The 20325-nt window shown below is 60.7% G+C and carries 11 protein-coding genes; 4 read left to right on the forward strand and 7 right to left on the reverse strand.

All coding sequences use genetic code 11. The annotated features are described in order from the left end of the window. The first annotated feature begins 34 nt into the window (after window positions 1-34). The 3 genes from VGD45_RS21015 to VGD45_RS21025 are packed head-to-tail and all read left to right on the forward strand — an operon-like array spanning window position 35 to window position 11125. Window positions 35-5641, forward strand: coding sequence for a hypothetical protein (locus VGD45_RS21015; protein WP_331157310.1), 5607 nt, complete (start codon window positions 35-37; stop codon window positions 5639-5641). Continuing rightward, window positions 5638-10908, forward strand: coding sequence for an OmpA family protein (locus VGD45_RS21020; protein WP_331157311.1), 5271 nt, complete (start codon window positions 5638-5640; stop codon window positions 10906-10908). Before VGD45_RS21015 ends, VGD45_RS21020 begins: the two co-directional genes overlap by 4 nt. Window positions 10909-10951: 43 nt before the next feature. Then, window positions 10952-11125: a hypothetical protein gene (locus VGD45_RS21025; protein ID WP_331157312.1), complete on the forward strand. Its 174-nt coding sequence runs from the start codon at window positions 10952-10954 to the stop codon at window positions 11123-11125. A gap of 414 nt (window positions 11126-11539) precedes the next feature. Here VGD45_RS21025 and VGD45_RS21030 read toward each other — a convergent pair whose 3' ends face one another. Next, window positions 11540-12307: a hypothetical protein gene (locus VGD45_RS21030; RefSeq protein ID WP_331157313.1), complete on the reverse strand. Its 768-nt coding sequence runs from the start codon at window positions 12305-12307 to the stop codon at window positions 11540-11542. 306 nt (window positions 12308-12613) lie between these two features. Between VGD45_RS21030 and VGD45_RS21035 the strand changes: the two genes are divergently transcribed. Continuing rightward, on the forward strand, window positions 12614-13270 hold the full coding sequence (locus VGD45_RS21035; RefSeq protein ID WP_331157314.1) for a hypothetical protein: 657 nt from the start codon (window positions 12614-12616) through the stop codon (window positions 13268-13270). An 8-nt stretch (window positions 13271-13278) separates the two neighbouring features. Here VGD45_RS21035 and VGD45_RS21040 read toward each other — a convergent pair whose 3' ends face one another. From VGD45_RS21040 to VGD45_RS21065, 6 genes are all read right to left on the reverse strand, one after another. Next, window positions 13279-13731: a Mov34/MPN/PAD-1 family protein gene (locus tag VGD45_RS21040; RefSeq protein WP_331157315.1), complete on the reverse strand. Its 453-nt coding sequence runs from the start codon at window positions 13729-13731 to the stop codon at window positions 13279-13281. Window positions 13732-13775: 44 nt separating this feature from the next. Continuing rightward, the gene (locus VGD45_RS21045) at window positions 13776-15605 is read right to left on the reverse strand and encodes a ThiF family adenylyltransferase (protein ID WP_331157316.1); all 1830 of its coding nucleotides are present in this window, start codon (window positions 15603-15605) and stop codon (window positions 13776-13778) included. Next, window positions 15535-16725: a metallohydrolase gene (locus VGD45_RS21050; protein ID WP_331157317.1), complete on the reverse strand. Its 1191-nt coding sequence runs from the start codon at window positions 16723-16725 to the stop codon at window positions 15535-15537. The genes VGD45_RS21045 and VGD45_RS21050 overlap by 71 nt, the downstream gene beginning before the upstream one ends. Before the next feature lie 295 nt (window positions 16726-17020). After that, window positions 17021-17254 carry a DUF2188 domain-containing protein gene (locus VGD45_RS21055; RefSeq protein WP_331157318.1) on the reverse strand — a complete coding sequence of 78 codons (234 nt, stop codon included), beginning with the start codon at window positions 17252-17254 and terminating at the stop codon, window positions 17021-17023. A gap of 618 nt (window positions 17255-17872) precedes the next feature. Next, window positions 17873-19324: a PIN domain-containing protein gene (locus VGD45_RS21060; protein ID WP_331157319.1), complete on the reverse strand. Its 1452-nt coding sequence runs from the start codon at window positions 19322-19324 to the stop codon at window positions 17873-17875. 43 nt (window positions 19325-19367) lie between these two features. Beyond that, window positions 19368-20267, reverse strand: coding sequence for a DNA-binding protein (locus tag VGD45_RS21065; RefSeq protein WP_331157320.1), 900 nt, complete (start codon window positions 20265-20267; stop codon window positions 19368-19370). Window positions 20268-20325: the final 58 nt, after the last annotated feature.

Genomic DNA, 20325 nt, shown 5'->3' on the forward strand with positions numbered 1-20325 from the left:
GAATGTCCAACGCGGGCAAATGGAACGAGGGTGTATGAGCTCCAGGGTAAGCAACTATGTGAGAGCAGGGCGCAGTGGCATCGCCACATTGTTGCCATTGCTGCTCTTTGCCCTGTTGATGACGATCTCTTTCGACGTGAGCGCGCAGACGCAGGTCGACTGCTCGGCGGCGCCCTATAACGGCACGATCGACGGCAACGTGCGGCCCGTGCCGCCGACCAACGTGAAGATCGACACTCACTGCACCATCCTCAATTACCCAGGGGGCATGAGCACCAACTTCACGTTCGACAACAACGATCCCACGCCTTATCTGGTCGTGTTCGACAACGTGGTCCACACCGGCAACATGTCGTGCAATGCCGTGGCTCAGCACAAGATCTGGTTCACCAACGGCTCGTCCACGACCATTCAAGACAGCTGTCAGAACTACCTGATCCCCGTCGAGAAGATCGACAAACGCAGTCCCGCGCCCTATGCCGCAGTCGGCGTGCCGTTCACGTACCGGCTGACGATTCCCGTGCTATTCGATCCGGCAACGGGCACCGTCATTCGCAACAGCGGATCGGTCAACGATCTGCATACGATTCGCGTCGTCGACGATCTGAATGAGATGGGTGTCGACGTAACGCGGGTTGGCACACCTACGGTCACGTGGTTGAGCAACGGCACACCGGTGCCGCACACGTTCACCGACGCGAGCGGCGTGCTCACATTCAACATCACGCCGATCATTCCCGCCGACACACAGATCGCCATCGATATCACGCTGGTGCTGGAGGACACGCCGAACAATTTCCTCGGTCGCACCTTCACGAACATTGCACGGTGGTCGTTCGGTCGAGCGGTCGACGTGAACGAAAACGGCGTGATCGATGCGGACGAGTTTTTCTCGCCGCTGCCCGGCGAGAACGGCATCTCGCAGCCGATGACCATCGGCGCGCCAAATCTCACGCTGACCAAGTCCGGGCCTGCCACGATGAATCTTGGCCCGGGCGCGCAGTTCACGCTCGATGTGATGAACAACGGCACGAGCGACGCGTGGAACTTCGCTATCGTGGATCGCCTGCCGACAGGTCCGACGGGGGGCATGTGCGATGTCCCACCGGCACAGCTGAGCGTGACACTGGGCGGCACTCCGCTCGTTCAGGGCACTCATTACTCCGCGAGTTACACCGCCGCGCCGACGTGCGAGCTGACACTCTCGCTGCTCGATGCCGCGGGACCTGTGGCGCCCAATCAGCATCTCATCGTCACCTATCGAGCACAGCTCGACACGGATACGCAGAACGGCGCGACGCTCACAAACATTGCCGCCGCGACTCAGTGGGCGAACGACCGCACCACCAACCCAGATCGCACAGTGTTCAACAGGACACTGACCAACGGCACCGAGGGTACGCTCGATCACGAGGACAGCCACACTGTCACCATCGCGCTCACGGGCAACTTCTTCGAGAAGACGGTCACGAATCTGCGTACCGGTCAGAACCCGGCGACGGTGGCAGCGCCGGGCGACACCTTGCGGTACACGTTGCGTCTGCAGACGACCACGAACTCGCTGAGCAACGCGAGGATTTACGACGAGATCGACGCGCTCAATACGCCGGCGGCCATCGTTCCTGGATCCCTGTCGATTGTCGGTGCGCTCCCCGCCGGCGCCGTGAACAACAGCAATCCCAATGGCGGTGCGAAGGGCACCGGCGTCATCGATATCGGCAATATCAATGTGTCGGCGGGCAGCCAGATCGTCATTCAATTCGATGTGCAAGTCGCGGCGGGCGTTGCCGCTGGCAGCATCATCGCGAACCAATCGCAGCTGAGCGTGAATGGCACGCCGCTGATGGTCAGTGACGATCCGAACGTCAACGGCCAGTCAGACCCGCTCCTCGCGGGCGATGAAGATCCGACGCGAGTCGCCGTGGCCGTTCCCACGCTGCTGTTCCACAAGACCGCGATCTCCGGAGCAACGGCCAATCCCGCGGATGTGGTGCGGTATCGGCTGCAGGTGACCAACGTCAGCAATGTCCCCGCGTTCGGCTTCTCGCTCCTCGATGAGATCGACATGCTGAATAGCTCCGCGATGTTCGTTCCGGGCACGGTGTGGCTGGTGAGCGCGTTGCCGGGCGGCGCGTCGAACAACAGCAATGCCAACGGCGGCAGCAAAGGCACGGGTTTGCTCGACATTCGCAACTTGACGCTGGGCGTCGCGGGGTCGGCGACTGACTCGGTGATCCTCGAGTTCACCGCACAGCTCGTTCCCGTCATTGCGAACGGCACCCTCGTATTGAACCAGGCGCAGCTGTTCATCGCCGGCGCCGAAGTCCAACGCAGCGACGATCCCGCCGTCGGTGGAACGCAGGACCCAACCGCGATCACCATCGAGTCCGCGCCGGTGTTTCGCGTGCACAAGATCTCACAGGATGTGACGGGCGATCCGAACCTGCTGCTCGCAGGCGAGACGCTGCGCTATACGATCACGGTCAAAAACATCGGCAACGCCAACGCGACCGATGCAGTGCTGCGAGACCAGGTTCCCGTCAACACGACTTACGTTGCCGGCAGCACGCTGCTGAACGGCGTCGCGGTCGCCGACGTATCAGGTGTTTCGCCACTCGTGAATGGCATCTCGATCCACGCGCCAGAGAACGCGACGCCGGGCGCGATGCGGGCGGATGCATCGGCCACGACGACCAACGTGGCGACGATCACTTTCGATGTTCGCGTCAATCCTGACGTAGTCGACGGGACCATCATCTCGAACCAGGGCTTCGTGAGCGCGGTCGCCAATGGCATCGTCGACTATCCCTCCGACGATCCGACGACTTCTATTCAGAACGATCCGACGCGCGACATCGTCGGCGCCGTGCCCTTGCTGTTTGCCGACAAGCGCGCAGCGCTGCAGGTGGATCTTGGCTCGCCGGGCGTCGTCGATCCAGGCGATGTCCTTCGCTACACGATCACCGTTTACAACAACGGCAACGTTCCCGCGACCGAAGCCATGCTTCGCGATGCCGTGCCGGCAAATACGACCTATGTCGCCGACTCGCTCTATCTGAATGGACTCGCGGTCGGTCAGCCGGACGGTGGCGTTTCGCCGCTCGTCGCCGGCATCGACATCAGCTCCGCGGATCTGACGCCGCCATTGCCTGGAGCGGGGCAGGGCACGCTGACCGCCGGCAATTCTGCAGTCATCCAATTCGACCTTCGTGTGAATGCCGCCGTGCCTGCCGGCACGCTCATTACGAACCAGGCGCGCGTGCTCACGAACGAACTGCCCGATCAGTTGACCGATGGCGACGGCAATCCCGCCACTGGTCCGGAACCGACGGTGGTCGTGGTCGGTGTCGGTCAGCAGTTGTCCATCGTGAAGCAAGTGGCAGTGGTCGGCGGTGGTTCGGCCGTCGCGGGCTCGACACTCGAATACGTCGTGCGCGTGACCAACATTGCGAGCGTGCCCGCGCAGTACGTGGTTATCACCGACGATCTGAATGCGCCGATGCCGGGATACCTGGCGTATGTCGATCAATCGGCGACATTGAACGGCGTGACCACCGGCATCACGGTCGTGAACTCGGTGATCACCGCGGATTACTCAACCGCGTATGGCCCGTTGCAACCTGGCCAGTCCGCCGTCCTCCGCTTCCGCGCGGCGATCAATCCCAATCTGCCAATCGGCACGAGGATCACAAACACCGGCGTCGTCACCTGGAACAACCCGCCGCGCACGGCGCGCGCGAGCGTATCCATCGATGTTGGCGGTATCGTCGGCGTCGGTACGCTGAATGGCACGGTGTGGCACGACGCGAACTTCAATCGCACGGTCGACACCGCTGAACGGCTGCTCGAGGGCTGGAGCGTCGATCTGTATCGCAACGATCGACTCGTGCATTCGGCCATCACCGATGGCAGCGGCGCCTATCGAATCAGCGGCATCGCGCCCAACTACATCAACGGTGATCGCTATGAATTGCGCTTCGTCGCGCCCGGTGCGGGTTCGAGCACCGCCAAGCTCGGTCGCGCGCACTCGGAGTTCAACAACGATCTGCAGCGGATCACCGAAATCGTTCTGCAGCCCGGCAGCAACATTCAGAACGTGAACCTGCCAATCGAGCCCAATGGCGTCGTCTACAACACCATCGCGCGAACGCCAGTGCCGGGCGCCATCGTGACGATGCTCAGCGCCGCGACCCAGGCGCCGCTGCCGGAGAGCTGCTTCTACGACCCCACGCAGCAGAATCAGGTCACGCTGCCGTACGGCTACTACCGCTTCGATCTCAATTTCTCGGAACCGACGTGCGCGAGCGGCGGCGGTTATCTGATCGAGGTGACCGCGCCGACGGTGGGCTACATCGCTGGGCCGTCGCAAATCATTCCGCCTACGTCGGATGCTTCGACCGCCGCGCTCTCGGTGCCGACCTGTCCAGCGAGCGTTGACGACGCGATCGCGGCGACCGCTCAGCACTGCGAAGTGCAGATCTCCGAGTTTGCGCCGCCGCCCTCGGTTCGCGCTCGCACGGACGGCACGCGATATCACAAGCACTTCAGGTTCGATGACAGCGCCGTGCCCGGCTCGACGCAGATCTTCAACAATCACATTCCGGTCGATCCGGATCTGCAAGGCGTGCTGTCGCTGTCGAAAGTCACGCCGATGCTCAACGTCACGCGTGGCCAACTGGTGCCGTACACGATCACCTACACGAACGTGACGCCCGTGCCGCTGTTCGACATCACGCTCGTCGATCGCTTCCCGGCGGGCTTCCGCTACGTCGAAGGTTCGGCGCGTATCGACGGTGTACCGGTCGAGCCAACTTTGATCGGGCGCGAGCTCAGGTGGAACGATTTATCGGTCGATGGCAACGCGCGGCACTCGATCGTACTGCTGCTGGCCGTCGGCGCCGGTGTGAGCGAAGGCGAGTTCGTCAACCGCGCACAGGCCATCCAGTCGTTCACCAACGCTGCGATCTCGAACGAAGGCTCTGCAACCGTGCGGGTCATTCCGGATGCGACCTTCGACTGCACGGACGTGACCGGCAAGGTCTTCGATGACGCGAACCGCAACGGCATTCAGGACACCGGTGAACGCGGCCTGTCGGGCGTACGTGTGGTGAGCGCCCGCGGCTTGACGGTGACCACAGACCGCTTCGGCCGATTCCACATCACCTGCGCCATCACACCGCGAGAAGGCCGCGGCAGTAACTATGTGCTCAAACTCGACGATCGCACGTTGCCGAGCGGCTATCGCGCCTCCAGCGATCAGATCCGAATCGAGCGCGCGACGCGCGGTAAAGCGCTGCGCTTCAACTTCGGCGCATCCATCCATCGCGTGATCGGTCTCGATATCGCGGATGCGGTGTTCGAGCCGGGTACCACAGAGATGCGCATGCAATGGAAGCCGCGCTTGAGCCTGCTCATCGAAGAGCTGCAGAAAGGCCCCGCGGTGTTGCGCCTGTCATACCTGGCAGATGTGGAAGATGCGCGCCTGGTCGAGAAGCGCATGGACGCGATGAAAGAACAAATCATGCAGTCCTGGCAGGCGCTGAACTGCTGTTACCAGCTCACCATCGAGCCTGAAGTGTTCTGGCGACGGGGCGCACCGCCAAAACGGGCGGCCGTGCAGGCAAAGCAGGTGAACGAATGATGCATCACAAGTATCTATCGCTCTTGTGCGGAACATTGCTTGCGATCGGCGCGGGCGCGGAGCCTGTTAGCGAAGCCGCGCTCGGCGGGTCCGTGGAGCGGCACCTGTCGAGCGATGAAGCGATCACGCAATGGACGCATGATCCGCAGCGGATCAATACCGAAGCGGGTGACATGATCGTTCAGACGCAAGTCACCAAAGAGGAGCTCGAAACTGTCAAGTTGCAGAACGTGATCCCGCCGATCCGTTTCGAGTCGGGCGTTGCCGATATTCCACCCGGCTACATCGAAGCGCTGCGCAAAGTGCTCGATGGCATGCAGGAACGCCGCAACGTTCGATTGCACCTGGTCGGCCATGCTGACGATCAACCTCTCTCGGAGGCTCTTGCTCGCGTCTACGGCGACAACGCGGGCCTCTCGCGTGAGCGCGCGGGCGAAGTGGCGGAGTACCTGCAGGGACGCCTCAATCTGCGACCCGAAGCCATCTCCTACGAATGGGCTGGCGATACTCAGCCGATCGCGACGAACGCGACCGCCGAGGGCCGCGCGTTGAATCGTCGCGTGGAAGTGGAGGTGTGGTACGACGAGATTCGCGAGCGCGCCGCTCAAGAGGACGTACTGCTCAAGGAGAACTTCCGCCGCCTCAAAGTGTGCCGCATGGAGACGGTCTGCAAGATGCGTTTCATGGAAGGCCACTCACGCCGTGCGCGCATCAAGAACCTCGTGCCGCCGCTGCACTTCAAGGATGAGACGACGGAAGTCTCCGAGGCGTTCGTCGAGCACATCCGCAAGGGCCTGCACAACCTGCAGGGCAAACAGAACGTCATGGTGAAGTTCATCGGCTATACCGACGACCTGCCGCTCGTCGGTCGCGACGAACGCATCTACGGGACGCATGTCGCGTTGTCCAAAGCTCGCGCGCATCGTGTGGCGCTCGCAATTCAAGAGCGATTGCTGCTGCCGACGGCCGCGGTATCGAGCGACGGGCGCGGAGCGACCTTGCCGCTCGCGTCCAACGAGACCGACCAGGGTCGCGCTCTGAACCGACGGATCGAGGTCGAGTTCTGGCACGACGATCCTCTGCAGGAAATGCCGGACGAGCCGCAGATGTGTCCCAACGATGGCGGCGATGAGATCGTGACCAAGGTTTACGAGCCGTCGTGGGGCCGCATCGAGCCGTTACAGCTCGATGCTGGACGCGCGGCGATCCCGGCGGGCTATACGGCCCAACTGCGTCGCGCGATGAACGATATCGCCGATAAGACGAATGTCCGGTTGCGGTTCATTGGCTACACCAGGAACGAGCGACTGGATCGCCGGGCGGCCAGTGTCTACGGAGACGATATCGGGTTGTCCGCCGCACGCGCACGCCGTGCGATGGATACGATCCGCGAGCAGATGCAGCTTACGGAAGCTCAGGCCGAGCACGAGGGCCGGGGATTCGTGCATTCGAGCGACGTGGTGAACTTCGGTTTCACGCAAGGGGAGACCTCGCACATCGTCGTGCAAGTCGTCTACGACGAACCTGCGGTTGTCGACGACTATGAAGGCGTGGACATCACCAAGCTCACGCGCGAGTTGTCGCCGAAGAATCCGTTTGGTTTGAACCTCATGCGCATTACTGTCGACGGCGAACCGATCGACGACAAGAATCGCAGCTCCGCGGACATTCAACGCTGCACCGACGTGGCGCTGGAGCGCGCGGACATTCAGTTCCAGTTCGACAATCTGCAGTCGAGCCGGCGACTGAGCGTGGCGGCGTCACCGAAGACCGTCGTGCTCCATGATTTCGTGCGTTCGGCGCAGCCGTCCGAAAACGATGCATCATTGGATGGCTCGGACGCGGAGCAAATCGCGGCGGATTCGGAGCCGACCGATGACGCTGAGCCGTTCGACTTCGCGGCTGCGGAGTCCATTCCCGACGACACAGGGTTGGTCACAGATGAAACTGACGCCGATCTCGATGAGGCGACCGAAGCCTCTGCTGAACGCACGCCGCGTTTCATCGGCGCACCCGTGCGTTTCCGCATGTACGCGAACTATTCCGCGTTCCTGGACCGTGCCGAAGTGCGTATCTTTGCCGCCGATCAGTCGCTGCAGGCGACGCCTGTCGCGATCACGTCGATCGATTCCAACGGCTTTGCCGAATGGCAGCCTACCTCCGATCAAGTCGAAGCGCCGTTGCGTGAGCTGAAGTACGTCCTGCGTGCGTACGACAAGAGCGGCAACTTCGATGAGACCGCTCCGCAATCGCTCTGGCTCGTATACGGCAACGAGGCGGGTACAGAACCGGATGCTGAGAAGGCGAAGCAGGGCGATGAGGAACTGCTCGCTGGTTACGGCGAGAGCGCCCTCTCAGTGAGCAATATCCGCCTCGGCAGCGGCACTGTGAAAGTACGCGGCAGCGGCATTCCCGCCGCACACACGGTGTGGGTTGCGGGTAAGCAAGTCCCGGTGGATCGCAGTGGCAACTTCGTCGCTGAGGAAGTGCTGCCATCCGGCCTCCACACCGTGGAAGTCGCGGTGCTCGACGAAACCGGCAGCGGCTCGCTGTATCTGCGCGACCTCGAATTTGAGCGCAACGATTGGTTCTACGTCGGTCTTGCGGATCTCACAGTGTCCGAGAATCGCACCTCCGGTCCCGCCGACCTGCTGCAAGGTGAGAACGCGCCGTACGACTACGATTCGAGCTTCGACGGCCGCCTCGCGTTCTACGTCAACGGCAAATTCGGCGAGCACTGGGGCCTGACCGCGAGTGCCGACACTCGCGAAGGCCCGGTCGAGGATCTCTTCAGCAACTTCCTCGACAAGACGCCGGAGTCGCTGTTTCGTCGCATCGATCCCGATTATCACTACCCAACGTTCGGCGACGATTCGATCGTCGAAGATGTGGCGCCCACGCTCGGCAAGTTCTACGTCAAGGTGAATCGGGACCAGAACCACGCGCTGTGGGGCAATTTCAAGATCAACTATCTGGGCAACGAGCTCGCCCACGTCGATCGCGGCCTGTACGGCGGCAACTTGCACTTCCAATCCGAAGAGACCACGAGCTTCGGCGAGCAACGCCTCGCGCTCGATGGCTTCGCGGCTGAGCCTGGCACGCTGGCCAGCCGAGAAGAATTTCGGGGCACCGGTGGCTCTCTCTATTTCTTGCGCAACCAGGACATCCTGGTCGGTTCCGAGCGCGTCCGCATCGAGCTACGAGACAAGGATTCGGGGTTGGTGACTGGCGTGCAGAATCTGCGGCCCGTGCTCGACTACGATATCGACTATCTGCAAGGTCGCATTCTCTTGACTGAGCCGCTCAACTCCACGGCCGATGACAATCTGCTCATTCGCAGTAGCGGTCTGAGCGGTGACGAGGCCCATCTCGTCGTCCGTTACGAGTACACGCCCGGCTTCAGCGACATCGACGCGCTCGCCACGGGTGGCCAGGGCCACTACTGGATCAACGATCACGTGAAGGTCGGTTTGACCGCAAGCACGAGCGAGGAGGGCGACTCGGAGAGCTCGCTCAATGGCGCCGATGTGACGTTGCGAATGAGCTCCGAGTCCTGGCTCAAGGTGCAAGGGGCCAAGAGCGAAGGTCTGGTGTCCAGCGCTCTGTACTCCGACGACGGTGGTTTCGGATTCGTGAGCGACGGCGCTACCACGTTCGATGAGGCGAGCGCGGACGCGTATCGCGCCGACCTGAGTGTCGGCTTCGAAGATCTCATCGACGCAATTCCTGGTCGCATCACGCTCTACACGCAAACCCTTGGCGAAGGTTACTCCGCGCCTGGATTGACGACCCTCACGGACACGACCCATCACGGCGGCACGCTCCGGGTGCAAATGACCGAGCAGCTACAAGTTCGCGCGAAGGCTGACAAGAAAACGCAGGAGCAGGGGTATTCCATCGACGCGCAAGAGTTCAACGTCGGTTATCAAGTGAGCGATCGTTGGAACCTCAGCACGGGCGTGAGAAAGGATGCACGCGAGTACGACGGCGCGATCGTGCCCGCGAGTTTGCAGCAGGGCGAGCGCACGGACGGCGTCTTGCAGGTCGGCTTCGATTCTCGCTCGACCTGGCGTGCGTACGGTTTCGCGCAGGATACGTTGTCGCGCTCGGCCGAACGCGAAGCCAACGGTCGCGTCGGCCTGGGCGGCTCGTATCGTTTCACCGAGCGCTTCCGTGCTGACGTGGAAGTCTCCGATGGCGACCTGGGGCCCGGCGGCAAGGTGGGCACCAACTTCCTGTATTCCGAGCGCACCAGTCTGTATTTGAATTACGCGCTGGAGAACGAGCGCACCGACAACGGCTTGCAGGGCCGTCGCGGCAATCTGATCTCCGGCATGAAGCGGCGCTTGTCGGATTCGAGCAGCATGTATGTCGAAGAGCGATATCAGGACACGGACTCCGCGTCGGGCCTGACGCATTCCACCGGCATGACGCTTGCACCGAACGATCGCTGGAACTTCGGCACCAACACCGACATCGGCACACTGGTCGACTCGCGCACCGGCACGAAAATCGATCGCGAGGCGGGCGGTGTGCGCGTCGGGTATGGTTTCGATTCAGTTCAGTTCTCCAGCGCCGTCGAATATCGGCTCGACAAGACGCAGCAGCCGGATCAGACACTCGCCGAGCGGACCACGTGGTTGTATCGAAACAGCTTCAAATATCAGCTCACGCCCAGCTGGCGGCTGCTCGGCAAGTTCAATCATGCCGACAGTTCCAGCTCGCTCGGACAGTTCTACGACGGCGGCTATACCGAGGCCGTCATGGGCTACGGCTTCCGGCCCGTCGAGCACGATCGCTTGAACGCCCTGGCGAAGTACACCTACTTCTACAATGTGCCGACGACGGAGCAGGTGACGCCTCAGTACGTCGCCGCGCAGTTCATCCAGAAAAGTCACATCGGCGCCCTTGATGTGACCTACGACCTGACCGACCGCTGGTCCGTCGGCGGCAAGTACGCCTATCGCCTCGGCCAGGTGAGCCTGGATCGCGAGTCCCGCCAGTTCTTCGATAACTGCGCGCAGCTATACATCCTGCGCACCGATCTCACGTTCGCTCAACACTGGGCCGGCCTGATCGAGGGCCGCATGCTCGACATGACGGATTTGAACGAGCAACGCACCGGCGCCTTGGTCGCGTTGTACCGGTACGTCGGCAATCACGTGAAAGTCGGCGTCGGCTACAACTTCACGGACTTTTCCGAAGACCTCACGGACTTGAGCTTCGAACACCAGGGCGCGTTCCTCAACATCATCGGAGCGATGTGAGTCGCTCCCAGAATGTTTTTTTGGCTATTGCGGAGGTAAATCGATGAAGAAACTCTTTTTGATCTGTACGGCGCTGTGCGTGATGCTGTCCGGCTGCGTGGTTCACGATCATCACCGGCCCAGGCTGCCCAGCGCCAAAGTGGTCGTGCCGGTGCCGGTGGTCGTCCAAGACAAAGCGCATTGTCCGCCTGGGCAAGCCAAGAAAGGCAATTGCTGAGGTCTGGAGGGAGGCAAAGCCATGGATGGCCCCGTAGGCGGGTTTCATGCCTGGGACTGGGTATCTGGTTCGGCTTCCATAAGGCGCATAATCAGTATTATGGTAAATAATGAACGGGGTCAGGATGCGGAGACCGGACGTGCCGGATCCCCCGTCCATCACTCCGATTGTCGGTGATCATTAAATCCTTCCGCCTGATCAATAATTCCTTCCACGAACCGCCAAATGCCTCAATGAGTTGCAATCATTTTTGATTGGGCTCGGTACACCAACATTTTGGCGTCCAATTGCACCGGCAATTGGGGGGCGACGGATTGCGTCCGAGCTCCGACCGCGACGTTCGCAGACGACGCCGCTACCCGTCCTGTGCTTCAGTTCGACTCCGTCGCGCGGCGTCAGAAGCAGCGAGACTTGTTAGTCGTCCTCGCGCACAAAGATATTCGGGTTGATCTCCGGCCCGTCCACTTGGCCGCCACCTTCAACGACACGAATGACCGCCAACCGCTTTGGCAACAGCGCGCCATTACCCTTGAGCGATTCGACGCAGGCTGGCGCGAACTCCAGATCCAGTCCGCAGAAGTATCGAGCGATGAGCTGAAGGGACAGCGTGGTGCCGAAGGGATACAAGCGTGTGTCCTTCACGCCGGCGGCAAGCGCCGTGTCGATGGGAACGACGCGAACATTCGCGCACGGTAGCCTTGAAACATGACTCGCAATCAAGGGGGATAAACCCCACTGCCAGGGATGGTAGCCCAGCGGGCCCACGAACTGCGTGGAGGGCTCGTAGTCATACAGCAGCAGCTGCGCTTTCGGCGCGGCCTTGAGGATTCGTTTGAGCTGCGCTTGCCGGAACTCAGGAAACTGCGTCGTGTGCGGACGCCGGCGCTTGGCTTCTAAATAGGCGGCGCCAGTCACCGGTTTCGCCGCTTTGTGGATCACGCTGATCAGCAACCCGATATCGCCGAAGGTTGCTTCGCGCCTGCCCGTAAGCTTATAGCACTCCATGCTGATCCGTACGCGCTCGGTGCCGCGAACATACGGGCGTGTTTGCAAACAGCCCTGGATACTGCGAAGCAGCTGCCGACTGAGAAAGTTCTCGTCCCAATCATGTGGGTAGGCCTGATCCATGACCTCGTTGATCTCATTTTCCAGTGTCGCCGCGACCTCGAGCCATGTATCCATTCGATGTTTTGCCCGCGCTTTAGCGGTCTCGTTCTTTGGGGGCGAAATATTACCGGATGGACCCGAGCGGAAGTACATGATCTCTCGGAGCGTTGCAGACGCCATTACCGCGTGGACGGGAGCCGGACGTATTCGCCCACCGGCATCCCCGCGATGCAGAAGGTCGCTGTTTCACTCTTTGGTACCGCGTCAGCCGCTTTCGTGAGTTCCGTGGCGAAACAGGTTGTACTGGTATGCTAGGTCGGTGTCATTGGGCCGTGATACCGAGTCTGCCAAGTTACAGTAAGAACCTTCAGGCGCAAAAAAGTGGAAAAGCTGCCGTTCACAAACTTCGATTTCTGGGGTTACCTCGCATCGGGGTTCCTCCTCCTGTGCGCTGTGGATTTGGCCGCCGGGTACGGACTAATACAGCGCGAGAATTGGACAATCGTTGAAGGAATTCTAGCGATCTCGATGGCGTATGTGATTGGACACGCCGTGGCCAGCATTTCATCGCTTGTCCTCGAGCGCGGTTTGGTCGCTGGGCTACTTGGCCGGCCCAATCAAGCTCTATTCGGGACCTCGCGGGCGCCGTCCTGGTTACGCAAACTGTTCGGGTTCTATTTCGAGCTGCTCCCCGGAGAAACCAGAACGACGATTTTCGATCGTGCCGCAAAGGCTGGTATTTCCAGAGCTGGGGAAGGCCTGTTTTGGCTGGCTTTCGCCGAAGCACGCGCCAGCGAGCGGACAATGGCCCGATTGGCTGATTTCTTGAATCAGTACTCGTTCTGCCGCAACGTATCTTTGGTCTGCTTTGTCGATGCGGCCTTGCTGCAATGGGCGCATCTCCGCAGTGGAGATGACGCACAGCTGCTATGGACACGCGTTTCGCTCGTCGTTGGGCTTGTGCTGCTCATGCGCTACCTGAAATTCTTGCGCCTCTATTCGGTAGAACTCTTTACGTCATTTGCGCACGCGCGATGATCTGTACTTCACAGACCTGCACCGGAGGGTTCGGGGGCAAGCACCGCTTTTCCCAATACGCCATGGAAGGCGAGATACAAGCCATTGGGGAATTCTGCTTGACCGACGATGACGAGGAAGAAGCCCGCCAGGTCATGCGAGCTGTTCCTTACTAACTCCTGAATACTGTGCTCATCGGTCCCTGACGGATGAGGTACACATTGGCGATGGGTGTGCCAGTCTCCCACAAAGTGACGCCCGATGGCATATCGCTCTTTGATCTCTCGCTTCTCAGCGGCCCGATCAGGTTCATAGTTATTGCGCGATCGCCGGTCAGTCGGTCGAGGGCCACTGATGTCCACTATCCTCACCAATGAAGGCTGATCGAGTATGGCGAACAGCTGCCCGCCAGCCTCCCGATCCCACCATCGCGTCTGCTTGTGAGCAGCGAGATGCTTGAGGACATCGATTGAAAGCTCCACCCTTCCTAGCCCATTGGGCAATGAATATCGAAGAGGGTGCTCAATCAAGTTGCTTGCTGGCATGCTGGGCAGTCGCCGCATTGAGTGACGGCGCGCTCGTACTCAAACGCGCCATGAAAGTTCGGTGGTCGATGTTTCAGATGCGCATCGGACCAACTGCCACCGGCACGTTGAAGTTCGGCGGTGGAACGGGCAGAGACGTGATGTCGTGGTGGCGAGAGCTCGCCAGCCAACAATTGGATGCAGAGCCTGGATACCAAGACTTCCCCGACGGCGGCATCGATCGGCCCGTACGGTTGGTAAAGAGTGCCGCACGCGGGCTCGCTTTGCATTACGCCCTCGCCTTCCCAGCGTGTTTCGGGCACACGCAAAAATCCAGCTGAGTCGAGGATGCAGCTCAAGGCTGGGCCAGTGTTGGACAATGCCAAGGCGTGGGTGGCAGATCCGTGCTCATCTAACCATCCGTAGACTACGGGGGGCCTACCCGGGCGACGTTGCCACTCTCCCAGTTGACCATCGCCGCCCCAATCTCCCATACACGCAACAACCAGCGTTGCCTGCTCCAAGATAGTGGGATCGTTCGAGTATTGCTCCTGCCAACTGACGGGAAAATGCTGGACCTGCCGAATATGAGGAAAACGCGACCGCAAGATGCTAGCCAAGGCGGCGGCTTTGTTGATGCCCACGGCGCCCATGCCCAACGCGTGTCGCCCAATGTTTGCAGAGGAAAGTTCGTCGGGGTCGAGTGCAACAATTCCGCCGACTCCCGATTGTGCCAACCGAATCCCGACTTGCGAACCCAAAGATCCGCACCCGGCAAGAACCACCGTTGCCGCTGCCAACTTGGATTGATGACGGTTCATGCCGCGTCCGTGGATCCAGGGCGCATCCACGCGTTCGACCTTCATACGCTGCGCCGTGCTCTTCATGGTCCATAGCGTGCGCATGGTGGAGAGCTTCGCGACCTGGTTCTTTCGGAATCCGTCGAAGTTCGACGGCGGCGAGATTGTCATGCCGATCAATCCAACCCGAGACGCAGCAGTTGCTGCCAATACGATTGTCGCCTTCTCTAAGATCGAAAGACGCCCGAGGAGTGGAGTGACTGAAGGCGCGCGTGCGTCAAGGAGTGCAAGAACTTCACGCGGCGTCTTTGGGAAAGGTGGCGTCGGTGGCCGATCCAGAAAGCCGAACACACCGTTGGTGATCGCATTCGGCTCGGTACGTCCCCAGTTTTTTAGCCAGGCATTCACTGCATCGGCTGTCTCGCCAACGACGATGTATTTCTCCCCGAACCATACAGCAATCAGCCGCGATCGTTGATCCGTGAGATCGAGCAGAGAACGGGCGCGCGTTGCTCCAACTTGCACGCTTTGATGCCAATAGGAAACGAACTCCCGCTGAAACTCGGCCTCGACGAAACCCGGTTCGCTAGATTGATGGACCAATTCACACGCATCCTCGAGCGCGACCGCAATTGCCCCATCGATCGATGAAGTCGGGGGCGCTCGCCGGGGTAGACACAGGACGCCTGCGGGTTCGACATGGGGCCAGCGTAGAAAGGTCTCGTCCGATCGATAGGCAATTCGTATGGGTGAATACGGAAACTGACCGTCGACGAGGGCATCGAACAGCAGCGCATTGTCAGCTTTGGCGATGCGCACCTGCCAACCGGCAACAAACTGCTTAGGCTCATATCGCTTGAGCTCGTCCAGCGTAAGCACTCTTGCGTCGGGTATCCGATCTCGTAACCAATGGCCAAGCGTGCGCTTCGCGGAATCGAACTCGCTTGCCGAGCCGAGCAGCTCACCGGGCATATCGCCCGCCGCCTCTTTTTTCCACTTCGCGCGGGCTGTGACCTCCGGATACGCTGACAAAGCCCGCACCAGTCGAACCGGGGCCTGATTTGCGATCGGGACCATTGCTACGAATGACGAAGCGAAGCACATCATCGATACATTCGTCCGCAACGCATACGAACGACCCGCTGACACTATGGACGATGTCCTCGTATTCGCGCTTGGCACGAATACATGGTGGATCGATGTCGTCGTCCTTGATCTCGTTGCAGCTTCCGACAATGAACGCTTTTGATCGCGCCTGACTCAACGCGCTGCGCGCATCGGGAGACACTTTCGCCTTCTCACGCTTCTCCGACCAGCTGTCGTACGACAGTGAATGCCACGAGCAATGATGGGGGGCGAGAAGAATGTCGTAGGAGAGTCGATCTGTGCGGGCCTTGTTGCGGAACCATACGCGTTCCCAGTTTTCAACTTCCGCATCGCCACCGGTCAGAAGCAGTCCAGCGCCCTGCTGGCCATCGCCCGTAATGCTGAAGCGAATGACCGTGCTCGAGTGATTTTTACCTGAGAGCGTCTCTGCCTCTTCCTTGGTGACAAGTTGCGGGGCCAAGAGCCATGCACGAAATGTATGGTCTATCTTGCCGCAGATCTTAGTGATCTCGGAGTCCGTCTTGACGAGGATGTCGGTCAGCGCGTCGGTCTTACCGTCGCGGTCCTCCCCCAACACCTGAATCCGATCGCCATCGGCGATCAAATCCTTTTGCTTGGTTGCCTTGTACAGGTTGACCCGCCGACGCGCTTCGTTCCACCACGCTTCCGCATCTGGGCACAGTGCTCCATCGATGTCCTTCTTGCGTCGGAAGATGATGGGTGATGACCACATCTCGCGAATCAGAATCTTGTCTTCCTGCTTGCTCCAATCTTGCGGCGGTCCGAGGTGAAAGTGGCGTTCAAGTCCGCTGCAATGATCCTTGTCCGGATGCGTCAGCAGGAGCGCATCAACGTACAGGCGGCCGTTAGCATCTCGCTCGAGCCGATCCTTCAGCAACTTGGCTACGTCGATCGCTTCATCATCACTTTCGTCATCCGCAGCCTTGCGAATATTGACGTCTACCAAGATGGTACGGCCGCTTTCCAATGTCAGCAATGTCATATCCCCGTTACCCACGGGAAAGAATTCAATCGTTGCACTCACAAGTAGCTCCATTCGTTTAGAGACAAGCTCGACGTATCGTGAGTCCGCAAACAAGGCATCGCGGCGGTATTTTTTGCGCGGAGAGCTCGGAACAGATGACCACGTTTGTCGATCGGTTGCACCAGCCCGCCGAGTTCATTGGATATCTGATTCAACTGTGACCGCCGTTGACGAGCACTGCGAACAGTTTGAATCCCACCGTTAGGCGGGGATTTAGTTCAGGCCCGGCCAAGTTCTGATGCTTGAACAACAAAGGTTCGCCTTCGAGCGTCGAAGGCGAACCACGTCGTTTGACCTATCTATTCTTGTCTCGCGGCGGTAGCGGGTTCGCGCCCATACGAGTTCTTTTCGCCAATGGTTCCATCGCGGCGATGAATTGAGTGCTCGTACGCTGCTCGCGAGCAATCTCGCGGCCGCGGTCGGCGGCATTCTCCTGCGTTCGGTGCTTGCTTACGACCTCACCGCCGAGCTTGTTGACCCAGCCTTTGCCGCCGGGGTTTGGGGTGGTATGAACCGTCTTCTTGGACATCTGACATCGCCTCATGAATGGTTAGAGAGCGCTCCAGGGCCGGTGCGCACTCATGGCATCCCTCAGGCTCCCCGCGAGAACCGGCCAAGCCGTGTCGCGGACCGTCGATGTGCTGTACTGAGCGCGAAGTGGCACTCGAGCCCGTTCAGCATACGTCTACCGCGTAAAACCTACAATACGTCGGGATCCATTACTTGTGCCACGACGGGACCGAGCCCCAAGATGTTGTGTTTTCGCCCGACCGAACGGGCGTCTGCTCTTAAGTTGCCCCCGGCGCTGCCACTGCTCCGTAGCGGCTCAATGAGCGTCATGATCGGACGAGCCGCCGATCCGCTCAAAGCGAGCTATATCTCATTGCTCAGCCGTCGATGAGCTCGCCCGAATTTCTGCCGCTCGTCGGCCCCGGTGAGCACTCACGCCCGCCTGAGGTGGGAACTCGGGCAGGTGTCAACAAGCTTCCGGATTGCGATTCTCAAACTGTCCCGCACAGCTCTCTGATCGGTGCTCGTTGATTCATAAGCACGCGGCGGTGATGCGTTGTGCGAGCCATCGTGACCTTTCGGCGGTCGATACATCGCCAGTTCATCGCAGGATGACGTAGCGCTCGCTCGTGTATCGTCAATGATCGCGAAGGCGCCAACGCTTGGCGATGGCGAGCGTATCGTGCCTCTCATAGGTGAGATCGAGCCGTACACGCTTTTGAAGCGCGTCGGGTAAATTGCGGGCCGAAACGCGAAAGTACAAATGAGACCGCGCCGGCGCGATGTCAGCGGGTACAAAGAGCCAGAGGCTGAAACTCTCGGCGTCGGCACCGTGCCTGAGTTCCTCCACACCAAACACGCAGCTGGATCCCACCGAATCCTTGTCTTGTCGATAGAAATCATGTCGACCCGGGACGACGCGGGGACGCAGCAGCGACGTGCCGATCGGGTTGCCGGGAATGATCGAGGTGGCCCGCTCCAGGGTGTGCGCCCAGCGCGCGGCGGTGTATTGCCCTTTCGGTGCCTGGGGGGGCTTGTTCAAGGTGATCACGCCGTCCAGTCCTCGAAGCTGCCGAATCATCGCCGGGACGGCGTCAGCGTGGCTCGCCAACATCTTGATACCGGCATGCGCCGTGACCTTCAACTGCAGACCATCCGCTGGACAGAGCCCTACGTTTCGCAGCTGAAAGCGCACTGGGATGACGCGGCCGGCCGCATTCAAGCGGACATGCAAGCGCTCAAATTTCCGTGACGTCGCGGTGAGCCATTCCGCGTACGATGTCTCATAGGCTTTGATGCTATCGGAGGTCGGCGGCTCCCAAGTCCGCAGTTGAGCGATGATCGTGTTCTTCACCAGGTCATCGAACTCTGATTGCGGTGGTGGTTGCTCGCCGAAATCGGTCGCGATCGGATAACGCGTCTTCACCGCGCGGGTAAGTTCAACCACGGTGTGCTCCGCCAGCGGCGGATAACAGGGCAGCGTTGCCGCGATCGATCCGACCGTTGCGGCGTCTTGATCGTTGACGCGCAGCGCGAGGACCGGGTGTGCGCTTCGCAACCGCGCCAATTCGGTCGTGAGCAGCTGGATTTGCTTGTCACGTTCATCCGTCTCTGGCGCCAGCCGCCAATTGGGACCGACGGGCACGACCCGCACGCCATGACGCTTGGCCTTCAGCTGCATTCCCGTATCGTCGGTCAGGACACACGCGGCCGGGTCGCCACGGCCGAAATGAATGACTTCTTCGAGAAGCCGGTCGTCGGCGCGGGTGAGATCGAGGGTGTCCAGCCGGGGCCGCGTGACAGGTAACGATGGCGCGAAACTGATTTGCACGGTCGGGTTGCGTTCGCGGATCACCAGCGGCGTCTCATCGGCTTGCGCCAGCATACGTCGGAACAGCGCGTTTGCATCCCGGGCGCGCTTGGCGCGCCGACTGTTGCCATCCTGCTTGTGACGGTCGACCTCGTCTTGCACCGGCGCGCCAATCAACACATGCACGAGGTCGACGTCACCGTGCTCGTGCCAAGGCAGGTCGGCGAGCGGCTTGCAGTGAAACAACACATTGGTGTCGGGAAAGACGACGAGCTTCATGCGGAGTCGAACTACAGCCCAGTGTGTTCGCAAGGCTAACGCATCAGGACCGTGCCCGTGCGACCTTGCGGCTGGACTTGCGCCGTCGTGATTTGGTTTTGGTCCCCGCTTTCGCCCCGGCGCTGGCGTCTCGTGCGAGCGTCTTTAGAGCTTGTAGCTCGGCCGACCACCGAGTCGCTTCGGCTTGCGCCTCGGCGTGCTCCTTGACCAAGTGGTCGCGCTCGGCACGCAGCGTCTGCAAACGTTTTTGGTCCTCCCGTTGGGCTTGGTGAAGGCGATCGATGTCTTGGGCCGAGCGGTTCTGCAATAGGTCGTAGCGTTCGTTCAGCCGCTCACGCTCGGCCGTATGGCTCGCTTGCTCCGCGGACAGCTGCTCGCGTAATTGGCTGAGTTCCCCCTCGACGCCAGCGCGGTGGTGACGGGCTTGCTCGAGCTCCTGATCGCGTTGGGCGAGGGCGACTTCCAGCACCCGGGCGCGCTGATTGGCTTCCTCCAGCTGGCGCTCGGCGAGCGCCAGGGCAGCGGCCTGCGCCTCCAGGCGCGCCTGAACCGCAGCTTCGCGCTCAGTGAGGGCCTGCTCACGCGCATCCAGCGCCTGACTGCGTTCGGTGAGCGCCAACTCTCGTTCCAGCAGGGCGGCGTGCAGGCTCTGCCGCGATTCGCCCAAGGCCAGGTTCCACAGTTCCACCAAGTGCTGACCAATCGCCTCGGGCACACCGGGCAGAGCCAGCCCGGCGGACTCGCGAAAGCGGATGCCGAGCTCGCGCCACCAAACCTCCAGATGCTCATTGATGGTGTTGGGCGAGCCGCGCCCTAACCGCACACGCACCCGATCGATGGTCGGTTTGTGGCCCTCGCCCAGCAGCGCATCGGCGGCCGCGAACACATCCTGGGCCGAGATCCGCGGTGCGCGGCGGGGCAGATCGGTGGCGTCAGCGTTCATAGTCGATGTCTCGCGGGTGTTATTCCGGGCTTTCCTTGCCGTGTTGCGTACCCTACTC

The organism is Steroidobacter sp., assembly GCF_036402275.1.
Classification (GTDB): Bacteria; Pseudomonadota; Gammaproteobacteria; order Steroidobacterales; family Steroidobacteraceae; genus Steroidobacter.

What these genes read in the sequence shown, in the direction of transcription:
- VGD45_RS21015 (WP_331157310.1), top strand. Translation starts at nt 35, where the DNA reads ATGAGCTCCAGGGTAAGCAACTATGTGAGAGCAGGGCGCAGTGGCATC.
- VGD45_RS21020 (WP_331157311.1), top strand. Translation starts at nt 5,638, where the DNA reads ATGATGCATCACAAGTATCTATCGCTCTTGTGCGGAACATTGCTTGCG.
- VGD45_RS21025 (WP_331157312.1), top strand. Translation starts at nt 10,952, where the DNA reads ATGAAGAAACTCTTTTTGATCTGTACGGCGCTGTGCGTGATGCTGTCC.
- VGD45_RS21030 (WP_331157313.1), bottom strand. Translation starts at nt 12,307, where the DNA reads ATGGATACATGGCTCGAGGTCGCGGCGACACTGGAAAATGAGATCAAC.
- VGD45_RS21055 (WP_331157318.1), bottom strand. Translation starts at nt 17,254, where the DNA reads ATGTCCAAGAAGACGGTTCATACCACCCCAAACCCCGGCGGCAAAGGC.
- VGD45_RS21060 (WP_331157319.1), bottom strand. Translation starts at nt 19,324, where the DNA reads ATGAAGCTCGTCGTCTTTCCCGACACCAATGTGTTGTTTCACTGCAAG.
- VGD45_RS21065 (WP_331157320.1), bottom strand. Translation starts at nt 20,267, where the DNA reads ATGAACGCTGACGCCACCGATCTGCCCCGCCGCGCACCGCGGATCTCG.